Below are 15,726 nucleotides of genomic sequence, written 5' to 3'. Positions count from 1 at the left end.
GACAAGCTATTGAAGAGAGGCAGGAAAGCCAATGCAGAAGTTATTTCACGAGGATACATTTGGAGAGTATAAAGTAAGGAAAGCAACGGTGGAAGATACAGAAGCGGTTATTCAGCTATTGCAAGGTGCTGCTCGCTGGTTAGAAGTGAAAGGTATTTCCCAATGGGAATATTTACGAAACGGTGGAGAAACGACTGAGATTAAACAAGGAATTTTAGTTGGTACAACCTATGTCGTTGAGAATCGTGGAAGTTTAGCTGCAACGATGAATCTGTCTGATGTGCAAAATGAATGGGATATGGAGCTATGGGGAGAAGCTAAGGGCTATGCTTTTTATATTCATCGATTAGCAGTAGCGCAAGCATATCGCAGACAGCAGATTGGCAGAAAATTGCTCGATTGGATTGCTCTAAATATCCGCTTGGAAAATGGGAGGATTCGTTTGGACTGTGTAGCCGATAATCCAGCTTTGAACCAACTTTATCAACGAGCTGGCTTTGAATTAAAGGGTACTGCAGCGAATGGAGAGGACAAGTTTTCTCTTTATGAAAAGTTGATTACCAGTAAACCTTGACTTTATAATTTCATACCTATATATTAAATATGAAATACATGAAACATTGATGAGGACTAGTATAATTTGTTTGTCTTTCTAAGAGAGGAAATGATTGGTGTGAATTTCCGTTAGACTAGAATTAGAACCTGCCTCAGAGTTCGCCGTCAAAAAGGCATAGCCAAGAAGATGCGCGCGGTTTATAACCGTTATCAAGTGAAGTGTGCAAGGGGATTTCCCATGCAAACAAGGGTGGTACCACCAAACCTCGGTCCCTTTTTTCGGATGGAGGAATTTTTGTATTTAAGAGGCTATAACCTTATAAAATATTTATCATAATGAGGTGTTACGTTTGGGTAAAAAAAATAAGCAGTTTGTTGAGAAAGTAACTGCAATGGAAGACGATTTCGCGCAATGGTATACCGATGTTGTAAAACAAGCGGAATTAGTTGATTATGGGCAAGTGCGTGGAACGATGATTATTAAGCCATATGGCTATGCAATTTGGGAGAATATTAAAGATGAATTAGACCGTAAGTTTAAAGAAACCGGACATTCAAATGTTGCTTTTCCATTATTCATTCCTGAGAGTCTTTTGCAAAAGGAGAAAGATCATGTGGAAGGTTTTGCACCGGAAGTTGCTTGGGTAACACATGGCGGAGACGATGAATTAACGGAACGAATTGCTGTGCGCCCGACATCAGAAGTGCTGTTCTGTGACTATTATTCTAAAAATATTCATTCATACCGTGACCTGCCGAAGCTTTATAATCAATGGGCAAATGTGGTGCGCTGGGAAAAAACAACACGTCCATTCTTGCGTTCATCTGAATTCCATTGGCAGGAAGGTCATACCGCGCATGCTACAGACGAAGAAGCATCAGAAGAAACGAATCGCATGTTAGAGGTCTATGCATCGCTTGTGGAAAAGTATTTAGCAATCCCAGTTCTCAAAGGACGCAAAACAGATAAGGAAAAATTTGCAGGGGCAAAATATACATTAACAATTGAAAGTTTAATGCATGATGGGAAAGCATTACAATCTGCAACCTCTCATCACTTTGGTTCCGGATTTGCTGAAGCATTTGATATTACGTATCTAGATGAAAATGGAGAAAGCCAGTTTGTTCACCAAACATCTTGGGGACTTTCAACACGAATCATGGGTGCATTAATTATGGTGCACGGTGATAATCGAGGTTTAGTCGTACCACCACGTATTGCACCAACACAAGCAATGATTGTGCCAATCGCACAGCATAAAGAAGGCGTGTTGGAAAAAGCATACGCATTACGTGATCAATTAAAAGATATTGTGCGTGTCGATATTGATGCGAGCGACAAAATGCCAGGCTGGAAATTCAATGAATATGAAATGAAAGGTATCCCTGTTCGTATTGAAATGGGACCAAAAGATATTGAAAAAGATCAAGTTGTGCTTGCACGCCGTGATACAGGTGAGAAAGAGTTTGTAGCACTAACTGAGCTGGAAGACCGTTTACCAGCGTTATTGGAAGAAGTACAACAAAATTTATATGACAAAGCATTAGCCCATCGCAATGAAATGACTACCATTGCAACAGATATGGATAGCTTTAAGCAAACATTGGAAGAAAAAGGCGGATTCATTAAAGCGATGTGGTGTGGCGATGTTAAATGTGAAGAAAAAATCAAAGAAGATACAACAGCAACATCACGCTGTATTCCATTCGAGCAAGAAAAGGTTGCAGACACATGTGTATGCTGTGGCGAAGAAGCCAAGGAATTAGTTATTTGGGCTAAAGCATATTAATAAATCTTAAGAAGCGAGCATTGTTTAAAATCAATGCTCGCTTTTTTAGATAAAAAGCATAATCAAAAAAGTGAGCATAAACGAGGAAAAGCCCAGCATGCTAAAGTTATGAATCACAGATTCGATAATTTATATCGTGAATCTGTGAATATGGCATAAACAAGCTAGATGCACACATTTACATAATCCCTGCTCGCAAAATCGCATATTCATACATCTCGCACGCCACTCCATATGAGATAATCACAAATACAAGAAATCTTATCCTTAGTAATCCATTTCTCAAATCTATCAGCAACCCGCTTTAACAAATGAATTAATCGATTAATTTGAAAATACTGCCTCTATTTATTTTTATAATAAGCTATTGGCAATCTAGTATATTTATGCTATAAATATACATATAAACTAATAAATATACATTTCGTGGAGGAAATAATGAAGCAGCAATTAACGAAAGAAATAGAAGGAATTAAACAGCAGCTATGTGATATCAGTGATTATTTATATGAACATCCAGAGCTTGGAGACCAAGAATATCAGTCGATGCAAAAGCTAGTTGCATTTTTAAAAGAACATCAATTTGAAATAAAAACAAATATAGCGGGAAGAGAGACAGCATTTAAAGCAGAATTTAATAGTGGAAAACCAGGCCCCAAAATTGCATATTTAGCAGAATATGATGCATTACCCGGTGTTGGTCATGGCTGTGGTCATAATTTAATCGGAACGATGAGCGCTGGTGCTGCAGCTGCACTAAGTAAACTTATCCATGAGACAGGTGGAAGTGTAGTTGTGCTTGGGACACCGGCAGAAGAAACAAACGGAGCCAAAGTACCTATGAGTGAGCAAGGTACATTTGATGATATTGATGCAGCGATGATTGTTCACCCTGGAGGGACCTCTCATGAGAGTGGAGAATCACTCGCAATGGATGCCATCCAATTCAGATATTTTGGAAAATCATCACATGCAGCAGCTTCTCCAGAGCAGGGGATTAATGCACTGGATAGTGTGATTCAATTATTTAATGGGATAAACGCACTTCGCCAGCATGTCACTTCAGATGTACGAATTCATGGAATTATTTCAGAAGGTGGCCTGGCGGCAAACGTTGTTCCGGACAAAGCGACAGCGCAGTTTTATGTCCGAGCAAAAAGCCGTGATTATTTGAATGAAGTTGTTGAAAAGGTAAAACATATTGCAGAGGGTGCAGCAAGTATGACGGGTGCTTCAGTCGAAATATCTAACTATGAATTAAGCTATGACAATATGATCACAAATCAGGCACTATCTGACACATACACGAAAAACTTGAAGCAAACGAGTAATCAAACTGTTTTTCCACCAAAGGAGACATATGGTTCGATTGATATGGGGAATGTAAGCCAGGTTGTTCCAGCAATCCATCCTTATATTGGCATGAATGCATCAGAACTCGTTCCGCATACAAAGGAGTTTGCTGATACCACTATAACAGAAGCTGGACATCAAGCCCTTCGTGATGGCGCACTATCATTAGCAATGACAGGCTATGATGTATTAACAGATTGTGAATTACTGGAAGCAATACAAAAGGAATTTAAAAAAACAAAAAATAAAAAATAATAAAGGGGTAATCACATGAAATTTTCATTAAAGCTATTCTTGGCAGCAGCAATTATTGCTCTATTGGCGGCATGTGGAACAAGTGAAACAGAAAATGGAAATGAAAATAATACAGGTTCAGACGATACAGGAAATAAGGAAGTACTAACGATGGCAACATCAGCAGACTTCCCGCCATTTGAATCCTATGATACAGAAGGTAATTTTATTGGATTTGATATTGAACTAGCACAATTAATTGCCGATGAATTAGGCTATGAGCTAAAGATTGAAGATATGAATTTTGATGGTCTGGTTGGTGCTCTGCAAGCTGGACGTGTGGATATGGTTATGGCGGGAATGAGTGCAACAGAGGATAGAAGAAAAAATGTTGATTTTTCTACCGAATATAATCGTTCTGGCGAAATGTTTGTAACGAAGAAAGATGCACCAGTAGAAAGCTTGGAAGATTTAAAAGGGAAAACGGTAGGCGTTCAGCTTGGAACCATTCAAGAAGAGGGTGCCGATGAATTGAGTAAAGAATATGGCTTTGAAGTGAAAAAAGTGGATACAGCAGGGATCTTAGTGCAAGAAATGAATTCGAATCGTCTTGATGTAATGTATATGGATAAAGAAGTAGCGACAGGTTATATTGAATCACAAGGATTTGTTGGCTTTGATGATCCAACAACCGTATCTCCTGGAATGGCAATTGCATTCCCGAAAGATAGCGAATTAGTGGAAGAAGTTAATACGGTACTGGAAGAACTTCAGTCCAATGGGAAAATTGAAGAATTACAGGAAAAATGGTTAACAGAATCAGAATAGCAGGGAATTGAGGTGGTAGGCATGAATTTGGACTTTAACCAAATCGTGCCTTATATTCCTTTTATAATGAAAGGAATAGGGGCAACATTACAGTTTGTAAGTATATCGATTATTGTAGGATTTATTCTTGGTACATTATTAGCAATCTGCAAAATTACAAAGGTACCTGTATTAAAATGGATTGCAGATGCGTATACGTCTATTTTTAGAGGGACACCGCTTATTTTGCAATTAATGATTATCTATTTTGCAGTGCCACAGCTGACAGGAATTGATATAACGGCATTTGTTTCAGCGGTGCTTGCATTTGGTCTGAACTCAGCTGCATATGTATCTGAAATTATTCGTGCTGGAATTATGGCGGTTGATAAGGGGCAAACAGAAGCGGCAGAAGCGCTTGGGGTTCCATATAAATCCATGATGCTGAATATTATCCTGCCACAGGCTTTTAAAAATATTCTTCCTGCATTGATGAATGAGTTTATTACATTAACAAAGGAATCAGCTATCGTTTCTACAATTGGTTATTTAGATTTAATGCGCCGAGCACAAATTGTCGGTGCAGATATTTATCGTAATTTTGAGCCGCTTTTATTTGCTGGACTAATTTATTGGGTAATGGTATTCATTCTCACGAAAATTGGTGGACTTGTAGAACGGAGGATGAGACAGAGTGATTAATACATCGAATTTATCTAAAACATTTGGAAAAAATGAAGTTCTAAAAGGTATCTCTACAACGATAAAGCATGGTGAAGTTGTTGCTGTTATTGGACCATCCGGGTCTGGTAAATCTACGTTTTTACGATGTTTGAATCTTTTGGAGCAGCCAACATCAGGTGAAATTCATATAAATGACTTAAATATTACAGCGGGTAAAGTGGATAAATTAAAAATACGAAAAAATATTGGGATGGTGTTTCAGCACTTTCATTTGTTTCCGCATATGACGGTTTTGGAAAATGTGACGTATGCACCGCAAAAAGTAAAAAACCTCTCAAAACAAGAAGCAAAAAGACTCGGAAAAGAGTTACTTGCAAAAGTTGGATTAACGGATAAGGAAGACGCCTACCCTAATCGTTTATCAGGCGGACAAAAGCAGCGGGTTGCGATTGCGAGAGCACTTGCGATGGAACCAGAAATTATGCTTTTTGATGAGCCGACATCTGCACTTGACCCGGAAATGGTAAAAGAAGTGCTTGATGTTATGAAGGATTTGGCTACAACTGGGATGACAATGGTCATTGTTACACATGAGATGAACTTTGCGAAGGAAGTCGCGGACAAAGTATTGTTTCTTGATGGCGGTGTTTTGATGGAAGAAGGAGACCCAAAGGAATTCTTCACAAACCCGAAAACAAACCGTGCAAAGGATTTTTTAGACAAAGTATTATAAAAAAGATAGGAAGCCCCCTTCGTATTCTGTCGGAGGGAGCTTTTGTTTGTAATCTTACAGCAACGCTTCGATTTGCTTTTCCAATGCTGCTGGTTTTTTCTGTGGAGCAAATCGATCAACGACTTGCCCATCCTTATCGATGAGAAATTTAGTGAAATTCCATTTGATTTGTTCTGTTAAGAGGCCTTTTTTTTCCGAAGTAAGATAAGAAAATAGCGGGTGAGCGTTTTCCCCTTTTACATCGACCTTGCTAAACATTGGGAAAGTAACACCATAGTTTTTCTCGCAAAATTGGGCAATTTCTGTATCTGTACCAGGATCTTGTTCACCGAATTGATTACAGGGGAAACCAAGAATTTCGACCCCTTTTGTATTGTATTTTTCATATAACTCTTGCAGCTCCTGAAATTGAGGCGTGAAGCCACACTCGCTTGCGGTATTAACGATAAGTAATACATTCCCGCTATATTCAGCAAGTGATTTCTCATCACCTTGGATTGTTTTTGCATTATAATTGAAAACAGTCATATCAAAAGCCTCCCTTTGCTAAGAAGAATAGCAAGTAGGCAGCTATTAGTCAATAAACTAAACTACTAAAAATAGAAAGGAAGCGTACAATGAAAATCACTGAAATTGAAATCTTTGCGATTCAGCTCCCACTTATCCAGCCGTTTATTATTAGCTATGAAAGGTATGACTCCATGCCTTCTATTATTGTGAAGCTAACGACAGATACTGGAATCGTCGGTTACGGAGAAAGTGTGTTTGATGAGCATATTACTGGAGAAACATGGGATAGTACGTATGCGTTGCTGCGAACAAAATTAGCTCCAGCAGTTATCGGGGAAAATCCATTACATATGGAACGAATCCATGATAAGATGGACAAATTAGTTAAAGGAGTTCCAACAGCAAAAGCTGCAATTGATATCGCTTGTCATGATGCTGCTGCAAAATCGTTAGGTGTTCCGGTTTATACACTTTTAGGTGGGCGTTACCATGATAAATTCCCAATTACCCATGTGCTAAGTATTGGCACTCCGGAAGAAATGGCGGAAGAAGCGGCTGAACGAGTTGAACAAGGCTATCGTTCCTTTAAAATTAAAGTTGGTACAGAAGTAGCTGAGGATGTGAAGCGAATTCGCAGTATTCGTGATCGTGTAGGTGAGGATATTGCCCTTCGTGTTGATGTCAATCAAGGTTGGCAAACAAGCTCTCAAACATTACAAGCGTTGGAAAAGCTAAAGGATTTATCGATTGACTGGCTAGAGCAACCAGTGCTTGGAGATGATATCGATGCAATGAAAGAAGTAAAAACAAAGTCATCGATTCCAATGATGATTGATGAAGGCTTACAAGGTATGAAAGATATGCGAGATATTATCGCAAAGCGTGCAGCAGATAAAGTAAACATTAAACTCATGAAATGTGGCGGTATCTACCCAGCGAATAAACTGGCACATATGGCTGAAATGGCAGGAATAACGTGTCAGGTTGGTTCAATGGTCGAGTCATCTGTCGGATCAGCGGCTGGATTTCATGTAGCCTTTTCGAAAAAAATAATAACGAGTGTTGAATTAACAGGTCCTTTAAAATTTGCAAAAGATGTCGGTAATTTGAAGTACGAGGTACCGTTTATCCAATTAAATGAAAAACCAGGACTTGGAATTGATATAGACGAAGCAATTTTACAAGAGTTAACCATACATTCAGAAAGGATTAGTCGATGAGTGAACGAATAGCAACAGGGGAACTCCGAAATGGAGGAAATTTTTATGCCAGGTATTTACGTGTTGGAGATTTACCGATAATCATGGAATTACAAAAGAAAGTCGTAAAAACTCTCCCACACTCTGATGTGTTAGAACCGCTTACCACGGATGAATTTACGAATATTCTAGAGGATAAGCAAATGATGATCGGTGTTTTTGTAGAGAATAACCTAATAGCATTTCGTGCGATGCTTGCCCCTGAAAATGATGATGAGGGATTAGGTGCGGATGTCGGTCTCAGACAAGAAGATTTTCAGCGCATTATGTATTCCGAAATCTCAAATGTTGATCCTGCGTTTCGAGGAAATGGGCTGCAGACATATATGGGCAAGCTGCTACTGCGTAATGTTGACCAAAATCATTATCGCTATCTATTATCAACAGTTGCACCTTTTAATTTTCCTAGCTTAAAGGATAAATTTGCTTTAGGAATGAAAATTGCTGTTCTTAAAGAGAAATACAATGGCAAGCTTCGTTATGTATTTATGAAAGACTTAGCATCAAAGGAGACAGAACATCAATCAGAGGAATATGTAGAGGTAACGATGGATAACATTGCAAAACAGCAGGAAGTATTAAAATCAGGCTATTATGGGGTATCGATAAGGGAAGCAGAAAATAAGGTCTATGTAAGATTTGAAAAAACAGTACATGATTAAGTGAAAAAATAGGGTTTAAAAAAGGCTGTCGAACTAAAATATTTAGTGAAACAGCCTTTTCAATTATAATAATTACGCTTCTTGCTTCAAACTTTCACCAAGAAGTGCTAAACGTGCTTCCACTTCTTCTACAGAAAGATTGTGTTCCTTCACGTAAAGATTACGTGAGGTTACACGACAAGTGTGGGAGCATCCGCGTAAATGTTTATGTTCATTCTCTTCAGAGCAAAGGATTTGTTTATTGCATTCAGGATTTGCACAGTTTACATAACGTTCGCATGGTTCACCATCGAAATAATCAACGCCGACTACAACGTGTTCTTTTCGATTTACAGGTACAGAGATACGCTCGTCAAATACGTATAATTGTCCATCCCATAGATCCCCTTGTACTTCTGGATCTTTCCCATAGGTAACAATTCCGCCGTGTAATTGACCAACATCTTCAAAGCCTTCTTCAACAAGCCAGCCGGAGAATTTCTCACAGCGAATACCACCTGTGCAGTATGTTAAAACCTTTTTGCCCTCTAGCATGTCTTTATTTTCACGTACCCATTTTGGCAGGTCGCGGAATGTTTTAATGTCTGGACGAATTGCACCGCGAAAATGACCAAGATCGAATTCATAGTCATTACGTGCATCCAACACAACAGTATCTTCATCCAATAAAGCTTGTTTAAACTCTTTTGGACTTAAATATTTTCCTGTTGTTTTAAGTGGATTAATATCATCTTCTAAACGAAGTGTAACTAATTCTTTACGTGGACGTACATGCATCTTCTTAAACGCATGTCCATCATGTGCATCAATTTTAAATACCATGTCTGCAAAGCGTGGGTCATGTTGCATTGCTTCCATGTATTTGTTTGTTTGTTCAACTGTTCCAGAAACGGTACCATTGATACCTTCCTTAGCTACTAAGATGCGGCCTTTTAATTCAAGTTCTTTACAAAACTTGAGATGTTCAGCTGCAAAGCTTTCTGGATCGTCGATATGCACATAGTTATAGTACAATAAAACCCGATAATTTTGATTGCTTTCCATTTCATTACCACCTGTTCATTCATATTTGCAAGATATAAATGGTTGGTAGTCGATATTCTCTTTTTATCTTGCAAGGAATTATTTTATCATGAGTAAAACAGTTTTTCAATAATGCCTCTTTATATAACATTGTAATACCCAATGTACCCTTCTGTCAGAACACTCACAGCCTGCCATAGACAACAGCATAGTCAATACTTAGTTAAATTCCATACTATAAAATATATTTGAATGGAAGAGGGTGAAGTTAGTGAGTGATGAATCGAAGAGAAGAATACCGGAAAAAGTGGTTGATCTAATGGTCGATAGTATTTTCAGGAAAAATGGCATTAAACCAGAAGAATTAAAGAAAAACTTATCGGATGAGCAGAAGCAAATGTTAAAAGAAATGGTAGAAGATTTAAAAACACAAGTAGATCAATTCAATAAAAAAAATACGCAGCAAACAGATGAGTAATTTTGAAGAAAACACCTATATATAGGTGTTTTCTTTATTTATAAGGATACTAGTACATCTATACAATCTTCTAGTTGTAAAAACCATAAATTATCTTATAACCAGAAGAAAGGAGTGTCAAAATGGCAGTTTATAGAAGGTCAAGAGATACTGAAGACTATAGTAATAACGGCCAACATCATTTTTATGCAGAAGCTGAAGAACATCGCAACTGTGGATGTGAAAATAATTGTAACGGCAGATGCAGAAATGAGTCCAGAAATGAATCAAGATTTGATGACAACTTTTTTAATAATGACGATGCAACGGTTTCCCAAGACGGTGGCGAATTTGCATTTATGGAACAGGAGTCAGCCGAGCTTATTTGGGTAAAAGAATCCTGTAATATCGAGATTAATACCACAGATACCCAGGCGGGGGTCTCTTTGCAAGCTGGACTACAACTAGCAATCGCTTTAGTGCTTAGAATTACAATCGGGGACTCTGATCGAAGTGAAGGAATATCTCAAGAGCTAATGCAGCAGTTTGATATGACTCAATCCAATCGGCAAAAAATCTATATTTATAATACAAAAGATGCAACGGTTACAACGACGGACACAGATCTAGCAATTAATATACAGTTATTGCTGCAATTACTGTTAGCTCTGGTAGTTATTGTAGATATTTTCTAAATAAAACAGGAATGAAAAGAGGTGTATAGAATGACAAGGCATAAAGAATGGCGAGCTTTAGATCACTGTGATAATCATAACAATAATAATGCAGACGTTGAACAAGAAGCTGTACAGCATGATACAGTAAAGCAAGTTTCAGATGAATGGATCATTATTAAAAACTCTGAGGATGTTCATGTTACGACAACAGATACGCAAGCTGCGGTTTCCCTGCAACTTGGTATACAGGCAGCAATCGCAGTAGTCCTTAGTATAACAATTGGGGATTCAGAACGGGCGAAGGATGTCTTGCAAGACTTCAGACAGGTTTCTAGAACGAGACAGAGCAATCGCCAAAAAACAGTGGTAGATTGTTCAAAACATGTCCAGATTACTACAACAGACATCGATATAACAATTAATATTCAACTATTGTTACAGATCCTTATTGCTATCGTTATAAGCTTAGATATACTTTAGAAAGATCGCTTGAGTCCCTCTAGTGCATAAACAGAGTTGTTAGGGAGGAATAGATTTCCGTTCGCGGACAAATTCTCTCCCGCTTTGTTTTGCCGTTTTTTGTTTAGGTCTCTAATCATATGGATGAATCCTTGGCCTGTCTATTTAAGAGGATTTATAAATTATATATAGCAGATTTTCTCCCTTTTCTATCTGCTTTTAAAGGACCTTCAATTTAAACACTTTTAAATGGTGTTTTAAAAATTCAATTAGTTTTAGTCATAAATTAATTTAAAAACGCTTGCATTTTTACTGGAAAGAGGTTAAAGTTAAGATAGCAAAAGGAAATTGGAGTTTGAATAATACTTTACGATCTCTTATTCAAGATGGTGTAAAAGTATTTATGATTCAATTACTTTGCACGATATTGTATAGGGAGGTCAATCAAATGACTGGTAAAGTAAAATGGTTTAATGCTGAAAAAGGTTTTGGTTTTATCGAGCGTGAAGATGGGGACGATGTATTCGTACATTTCTCAGCTATTCAAGCTGAAGGATTCAAAACGCTTGAAGAAGGTCAGGAAGTTGAGTTTGAAATCGTAGAAGGTAACCGCGGACCTCAGGCTGCTAACGTTACTCGTCTATAATCAATATAATTATAATAAAGACTTGTCTCTTTTAAGGGATAAGTCTTTTTTTGGTTACCGTATTACCTATATAATATTGGAAGGAGATTAAGATGGCAACATTTAATTGGAAATCCGAAGCGGAAACCGAGTGGGATAAACGAGCTGTTTTCTGGAATAAACGAAGCCGTAATATGTGGGATACTGGAAGCAGAAAAGATATACTTCCATTTATGAAAAATTATTTAAATGAAAGCAGTAAGCTGCTTGATATTGGCTGTGGGGATGGGTATGGATCATTTAAACTATCCAAGAGCGGCTATGAAGTAACTGGTGTAGATTTATCACCGGAAATGATTCGGCTTGCAAAATCCAGGGAGGACGATATCTGCTTTTTGCAAGGTGATGTAAACAAGCTTCCATTTGCAGAAGAGCATTTTGATGGAGTATTGGCGATCAATGTACTGGAATGGGTCCAAGATCCTTTTCATGCTTTACGGGAAATGAAGCGCGTTGTAAACAAAAATGGGATAATCTGTGTTGGTATTCTTGGTCCGACAGCTGGCCCGCGAGCAAATAGTTATCCACGTTTGCTTGGGCAAAAGGCAATTTGCAACACGATGATGCCATGGGAATTTAGCAAGCTTGCTTCCGAACTGTCATTCGAAGATGTTGACAGCTATGGTGTTTATAAAGCGGGGGTTGAGGAACGACATTATTATGATCTTCCGTTAAAATTAAAGCAATCACTTTCTTTTATGTGGATTTTTATGTTGAGAAATGCAGGTGTGTAAAATGAATGAAAAAGATAAACAAGTTATTGAGAACTATCAAAGCGATGAAAAAATGATGATATTGATTTATGCGCAGTGGTGTATTAATAATGAACTGGACCCAGTTAAGCTCTATGAAAAGGCATACCCAGGCCAGCTGAAAAACAACGCTTTATTAGAGGTCATAGAGGGGACAGTTACAGCCGAAGAATCAGCTGAAATTACGGATCAAACCGTATTAGATGTGCTTCAGTTATTTGGAAATGATGATTTAGCTTTTATAGTACAAGAACAAATTGAAAAGCGGGATAACTGATTAATTCCCGCTTTTCATCCAGCAAGTGTGTGAGTCAAATTCCCTGAAATAACGCTTTTGTGATATCTGTCTTTAAGAATTGAATCTTATCACTGTGCTTCAAACCATTTAATCAATGCCTGTGTTCCGCTATCTTCCTCGCCGTTTACTGCAAGCTCCTTGTATAGCTTCAATGCTAAGGATAATCCTGGAGTCTCTAGTCCAAGTTCTTCTGCAGATTCAAGTGCAATCGTCATATCTTTAATGAAATGCTTAATGTAAAATCCGGGGGAAAAGTCGCCTGCGAGCATACGTGGGCCAAGTACGGAAAGTGAAAAACTTCCTGCAGCACCAGATGAGATATTCTCCAATACACGCTCCGGATCAAGTCCTGCCTTTTTTGCATATACAATGGCTTCGCAAACACCGATCATTGTACTGGCAATCGTTATTTGATTCACCATCTTCGTATACTGGCCAGCTCCTGCTTCACCTTGTCGCATAATATTCTTACCAATTACGTCAAATAATGGAAGGAGTGCTGAAAAGGCCTCTTCCTCTCCGCCAACCATAATAGATAACCTGCCATTTCTCGCGCCCACATCTCCACCAGAAACAGGGGCATCTAATGCATGTATGTTCCTTTCTTTTGCCTTTTGATAAATGGTTTTCGCTAATGATGGTTTGGAGGTTGTCATATCGATTACAAAGCTTCCAGCTTTAGCATTTTCCAAAATACCAGCTTCGCCAAAATATACCTCTTCTACATCAATTGGATACCCAACCATTGTAATAATGACATCCGATGCTGCAGCAAGCTCTGCTGTGGAGCTTTTCCAGGAAGCGCCAAGCTCCAATAAATCATTCGCCTTTTTCTTTGTACGTGTGTAGACGTTAATTTTATATCCATCCTGATGCAGGTTTCTTGCCATGCTTTTTCCCATAACACCAGTTCCGATGAACCCTATCGTCTTCTCTTTAGTCAGCATAACTAGTCTCTCCTTATAATCCATTCTATTTATAAGTATTCGACAATTCTTGCTTGAATCCTTTTTCACTGGATGGAAATTATAAACAACAAATAAAAAACATTGTGAAGGAGGAGATTCCCGGGATTGACATGATTTGGGAGCGCTATTAAAGAATCAATATGCTTCATTTACACATAGTATAGTTAGCAATAAACATATTGATGGAGGGGGATAGCAATGAGCCGTAAAGAGCAACTATCCAAATTCAAAGAAGCATTAACAACCCGGCAATCGGAGCTGATCAAACAAGTCCAGGACCATTTTGGGATGAAATATGAATTTGCCCAAGAAGCATCTGGTGAATTGTCGAATTATGATAATCATCCAGGTGATACAGGAACTGAACTATTTGAACGTGGGAAGGATTTAGCACTCAATGAACATGCTGAAAAAGAATTAGAAGAAATTAATGAAGCATTACACGCGTTAGAAGAAGGGACATACGGCATATGCAAAATATGCGGTGCAGATATTCCTTACGAGCGTTTAGCTGCAGTCCCAACAACAGATACATGTATAGAACATGCAAAATCCAAAGTGTTTAATCGTGGACGTCCAGTTGAAGAAGAAGTATTCAGTCCAAATATAAATCCGGACGAAGTAACAGATGAGGAGCAGGTTGGCTATGATGCAGAAGATGCATGGCAGGAGGTTAGCCGCTATGGAACATCCGAATCACCATCTGATTTCTATGGTGATAAAGAGCATTATAATGATATGTTTCCAAACAGTGATGAAAACGTAGGATATGTTGAAGACTTAGAAAATTACATTGCAGCAGATATTCATGGGAAATATACTGGTGTCGCACCAAATCATAACAAACATGAGGAATAAATAAAAGACTCCTGTATATGGGCCAGGAGTCTTCCCTTCAATCAATTGTAATTTAGAACAAGTCCGTTATATTACCTACAAATGCGAAAATCATTTGTTGAACAAGATAACCAGCGATAAGCATACCAACAATATAAATTCCAATTAATACATAAATAGAATCAAAACCGTTAACAGGCTGTTCAAGTATAATAAATGTTGGAATAAGCAAAATTGGAGCGATTAAACTGATTAAAATCAGAGTTCCAGCAAATGGAAGCTCGATAAAGGCAAGTAATACACCTAATACAGCAATGGTTAGGAAAGGAACAAGATAAGCACCCGCTTTAGCGACAGTAGTTGTAATTGTTGCTTTGAGAGCAGCTAGCTTTAAACCACCAAAAGTCAAAGCAATAATAACTGCGAATAAAATTAATAATCTTAAAAATGGCGCTAGGAAACCTTCTACAAACGTCGTGCCAAAATAACTGTTATTTAATGTGATAAAGGTGCTAATAGAGAATAGTAAAATAAAAAGTGCAATTGTGATAGTTCCAGAAATCCATTCCTTACCATCAATTTTCTTTGCATGGCTAGGATTTTTTAATAATGTCATGAAGAAGTTTCCGAAGTTCCCCGCTACTTGCTTTCCTTTTTCCAATGCTTCGTTGGTCGATTGGTTTTCCGTTGTGGCAGGCTGTTTTGTTTCAGCAGCTATTACTTCCGCTGTAAGGTTTGGGTTAGAATCTGAAGTTGCCGCAACCTCCTCATTTGCTAATGATGCGCCACAGTTCGTACAAAATTTCCCTGATTCTGTTTCCTCTTTACAAGATGGACAGACCATTAATACACTTCCTTTCTAAATTTGGTTGGCAGATTAGTTATACAATCTACTTTCGACATCATTCTGCTAAATTCCTTGTTCAGAATGAGTTTACGTAAGAATGAAATCAAAAGCAACTATATGATTCCTATTCAACGGA

Annotated in this window: 19 protein-coding genes and 1 other annotated feature; of the genes, 15 read left to right on the top strand and 4 right to left on the bottom strand. The window is 38.1% G+C overall.

Annotated features, from left to right (window positions below):
* Positions 1-31 precede the first annotated feature (31 nt).
* From NSQ77_RS07300 to NSQ77_RS07275, 6 genes are all read left to right on the top strand, one after another.
* Positions 32-574: a GNAT family N-acetyltransferase gene (locus NSQ77_RS07300; RefSeq protein WP_339229937.1), complete on the top strand. Its 543-nt coding sequence runs from the start codon at positions 32-34 to the stop codon at positions 572-574.
* Positions 575-611: 37 nt separating this feature from the next.
* Positions 612-833: a binding site (T-box leader), on the top strand.
* Positions 834-905: 72 nt separating this feature from the next.
* Entirely contained in the window at positions 906-2,345 is a 1,440-nt protein-coding gene (proS, locus tag NSQ77_RS07295; RefSeq protein ID WP_339229935.1) for a proline--tRNA ligase, read from the top strand.
* Positions 2,346-2,783: 438 nt separating this feature from the next.
* Positions 2,784-3,953: a M20 family metallopeptidase gene (locus NSQ77_RS07290; protein ID WP_339229933.1), complete on the top strand. Its 1,170-nt coding sequence runs from the start codon at positions 2,784-2,786 to the stop codon at positions 3,951-3,953.
* A 15-nt stretch (positions 3,954-3,968) separates the two neighbouring features.
* Complete coding sequence (locus NSQ77_RS07285) at positions 3,969-4,760, top strand: ABC transporter substrate-binding protein (protein WP_339229931.1); 792 nt, start codon at positions 3,969-3,971, stop codon at positions 4,758-4,760.
* 21 nt (positions 4,761-4,781) lie between these two features.
* Positions 4,782-5,441 (top strand): amino acid ABC transporter permease, encoded by a 660-nt coding sequence (locus NSQ77_RS07280; protein ID WP_339229930.1) that lies wholly within the window; start codon positions 4,782-4,784, stop codon positions 5,439-5,441.
* Positions 5,434-6,156, top strand: a complete 723-nt coding sequence (locus tag NSQ77_RS07275; RefSeq protein ID WP_339229928.1) for an amino acid ABC transporter ATP-binding protein — start codon at positions 5,434-5,436, stop codon at positions 6,154-6,156. Before NSQ77_RS07280 ends, NSQ77_RS07275 begins: the two co-directional genes overlap by 8 nt.
* A 54-nt stretch (positions 6,157-6,210) precedes the next feature.
* Here the strand turns inward: NSQ77_RS07275 and NSQ77_RS07270 are convergent, their stop codons facing one another.
* Positions 6,211-6,684 carry a glutathione peroxidase gene (locus NSQ77_RS07270; protein ID WP_339229926.1) on the bottom strand — a complete coding sequence of 158 codons (474 nt, stop codon included), beginning with the start codon at positions 6,682-6,684 and terminating at the stop codon, positions 6,211-6,213.
* A gap of 89 nt (positions 6,685-6,773) precedes the next feature.
* Between NSQ77_RS07270 and NSQ77_RS07265 the strand changes: the two genes are divergently transcribed.
* Together NSQ77_RS07265 and NSQ77_RS07260 are read left to right on the top strand one after the other, a co-directional pair.
* Positions 6,774-7,886, top strand: a complete 1,113-nt coding sequence (locus NSQ77_RS07265) for a dipeptide epimerase (RefSeq protein ID WP_339229925.1) — start codon at positions 6,774-6,776, stop codon at positions 7,884-7,886.
* Positions 7,883-8,587 (top strand): hypothetical protein, encoded by a 705-nt coding sequence (locus tag NSQ77_RS07260; RefSeq protein ID WP_339229923.1) that lies wholly within the window; start codon positions 7,883-7,885, stop codon positions 8,585-8,587. Before NSQ77_RS07265 ends, NSQ77_RS07260 begins: the two co-directional genes overlap by 4 nt.
* A 72-nt stretch (positions 8,588-8,659) precedes the next feature.
* On the opposite strand, the gene NSQ77_RS07255 is transcribed toward NSQ77_RS07260, so the two are convergent.
* Positions 8,660-9,631: a rhodanese-related sulfurtransferase gene (locus tag NSQ77_RS07255; RefSeq protein ID WP_339229922.1), complete on the bottom strand. Its 972-nt coding sequence runs from the start codon at positions 9,629-9,631 to the stop codon at positions 8,660-8,662.
* Between the two features lie 250 nt (positions 9,632-9,881).
* Here NSQ77_RS07255 and NSQ77_RS07250 point away from each other — a divergent pair, with 250 nt between their 5' ends.
* The 6 genes from NSQ77_RS07250 to NSQ77_RS07225 all read left to right on the top strand — a co-directional run bounded on the left by NSQ77_RS07250 (position 9,882) and on the right by NSQ77_RS07225 (position 12,917).
* Entirely contained in the window at positions 9,882-10,088 is a 207-nt protein-coding gene (locus NSQ77_RS07250) for a spore coat protein (RefSeq protein WP_339229920.1), read from the top strand.
* Positions 10,089-10,210: 122 nt separating this feature from the next.
* Positions 10,211-10,762, top strand: a complete 552-nt coding sequence (locus NSQ77_RS07245) for a spore coat protein (protein ID WP_339229919.1) — start codon at positions 10,211-10,213, stop codon at positions 10,760-10,762.
* 30 nt (positions 10,763-10,792) lie between these two features.
* Positions 10,793-11,224 (top strand): spore coat protein, encoded by a 432-nt coding sequence (locus NSQ77_RS07240; protein WP_339229917.1) that lies wholly within the window; start codon positions 10,793-10,795, stop codon positions 11,222-11,224.
* 427 nt (positions 11,225-11,651) lie between these two features.
* A complete protein-coding gene (locus NSQ77_RS07235) occupies positions 11,652-11,849 on the top strand; it encodes a cold shock domain-containing protein (protein WP_067726342.1) in 198 nt (65 codons plus the stop codon).
* 92 nt (positions 11,850-11,941) lie between these two features.
* Positions 11,942-12,622, top strand: coding sequence for a class I SAM-dependent methyltransferase (locus tag NSQ77_RS07230; protein WP_339229914.1), 681 nt, complete (start codon positions 11,942-11,944; stop codon positions 12,620-12,622).
* A 1-nt stretch (position 12,623) separates the two neighbouring features.
* The gene (locus NSQ77_RS07225; protein ID WP_339229913.1) at positions 12,624-12,917 is read left to right on the top strand and encodes a hypothetical protein; all 294 of its coding nucleotides are present in this window, start codon (positions 12,624-12,626) and stop codon (positions 12,915-12,917) included.
* A gap of 89 nt (positions 12,918-13,006) precedes the next feature.
* Here NSQ77_RS07225 and NSQ77_RS07220 read toward each other — a convergent pair whose 3' ends face one another.
* A complete protein-coding gene (locus NSQ77_RS07220; protein WP_339229911.1) occupies positions 13,007-13,885 on the bottom strand; it encodes an NAD(P)-dependent oxidoreductase in 879 nt (292 codons plus the stop codon).
* 219 nt (positions 13,886-14,104) lie between these two features.
* On the opposite strand from NSQ77_RS07220, the gene NSQ77_RS07215 reads away from it, so the two are divergent.
* On the top strand, positions 14,105-14,764 hold the full coding sequence (locus NSQ77_RS07215) for a TraR/DksA C4-type zinc finger protein (RefSeq protein WP_339229909.1): 660 nt from the start codon (positions 14,105-14,107) through the stop codon (positions 14,762-14,764).
* 52 nt (positions 14,765-14,816) lie between these two features.
* Here the strand turns inward: NSQ77_RS07215 and NSQ77_RS07210 are convergent, their stop codons facing one another.
* Positions 14,817-15,587 carry a zinc ribbon domain-containing protein gene (locus NSQ77_RS07210; protein WP_339229907.1) on the bottom strand — a complete coding sequence of 257 codons (771 nt, stop codon included), beginning with the start codon at positions 15,585-15,587 and terminating at the stop codon, positions 14,817-14,819.
* Between the last annotated feature and the right edge of the window lie 139 nt (positions 15,588-15,726).

Source organism: Oceanobacillus sp. FSL K6-2867, assembly GCF_037963145.1.
GTDB lineage: Bacteria > Bacillota > Bacilli > Bacillales > Amphibacillaceae > Oceanobacillus.
The sequence above is the reverse complement of the archived record's forward strand: the minus strand, read 5'-3'. Positions and strand labels throughout refer to the sequence as shown.

Excerpts from the sequence above, each read along its gene's own strand:
- NSQ77_RS07300 (WP_339229937.1), top strand. The coding sequence starts at position 32 with ATGCAGAAGTTATTTCACGAGGATACATTTGGAGAGTATAAAGTAAGG.
- NSQ77_RS07290 (WP_339229933.1), top strand. The coding sequence starts at position 2,784 with ATGAAGCAGCAATTAACGAAAGAAATAGAAGGAATTAAACAGCAGCTA.
- NSQ77_RS07285 (WP_339229931.1), top strand. The coding sequence starts at position 3,969 with ATGAAATTTTCATTAAAGCTATTCTTGGCAGCAGCAATTATTGCTCTA.
- NSQ77_RS07280 (WP_339229930.1), top strand. The coding sequence starts at position 4,782 with ATGAATTTGGACTTTAACCAAATCGTGCCTTATATTCCTTTTATAATG.
- NSQ77_RS07270 (WP_339229926.1), bottom strand. The coding sequence starts at position 6,684 with ATGACTGTTTTCAATTATAATGCAAAAACAATCCAAGGTGATGAGAAA.
- NSQ77_RS07265 (WP_339229925.1), top strand. The coding sequence starts at position 6,774 with ATGAAAATCACTGAAATTGAAATCTTTGCGATTCAGCTCCCACTTATC.
- NSQ77_RS07260 (WP_339229923.1), top strand. The coding sequence starts at position 7,883 with ATGAGTGAACGAATAGCAACAGGGGAACTCCGAAATGGAGGAAATTTT.
- NSQ77_RS07255 (WP_339229922.1), bottom strand. The coding sequence starts at position 9,631 with ATGGAAAGCAATCAAAATTATCGGGTTTTATTGTACTATAACTATGTG.
- NSQ77_RS07245 (WP_339229919.1), top strand. The coding sequence starts at position 10,211 with ATGGCAGTTTATAGAAGGTCAAGAGATACTGAAGACTATAGTAATAAC.
- NSQ77_RS07240 (WP_339229917.1), top strand. The coding sequence starts at position 10,793 with ATGACAAGGCATAAAGAATGGCGAGCTTTAGATCACTGTGATAATCAT.
- NSQ77_RS07235 (WP_067726342.1), top strand. The coding sequence starts at position 11,652 with ATGACTGGTAAAGTAAAATGGTTTAATGCTGAAAAAGGTTTTGGTTTT.
- NSQ77_RS07230 (WP_339229914.1), top strand. The coding sequence starts at position 11,942 with ATGGCAACATTTAATTGGAAATCCGAAGCGGAAACCGAGTGGGATAAA.
- NSQ77_RS07225 (WP_339229913.1), top strand. The coding sequence starts at position 12,624 with ATGAATGAAAAAGATAAACAAGTTATTGAGAACTATCAAAGCGATGAA.
- NSQ77_RS07220 (WP_339229911.1), bottom strand. The coding sequence starts at position 13,885 with ATGCTGACTAAAGAGAAGACGATAGGGTTCATCGGAACTGGTGTTATG.
- NSQ77_RS07215 (WP_339229909.1), top strand. The coding sequence starts at position 14,105 with ATGAGCCGTAAAGAGCAACTATCCAAATTCAAAGAAGCATTAACAACC.
- NSQ77_RS07210 (WP_339229907.1), bottom strand. The coding sequence starts at position 15,587 with ATGGTCTGTCCATCTTGTAAAGAGGAAACAGAATCAGGGAAATTTTGT.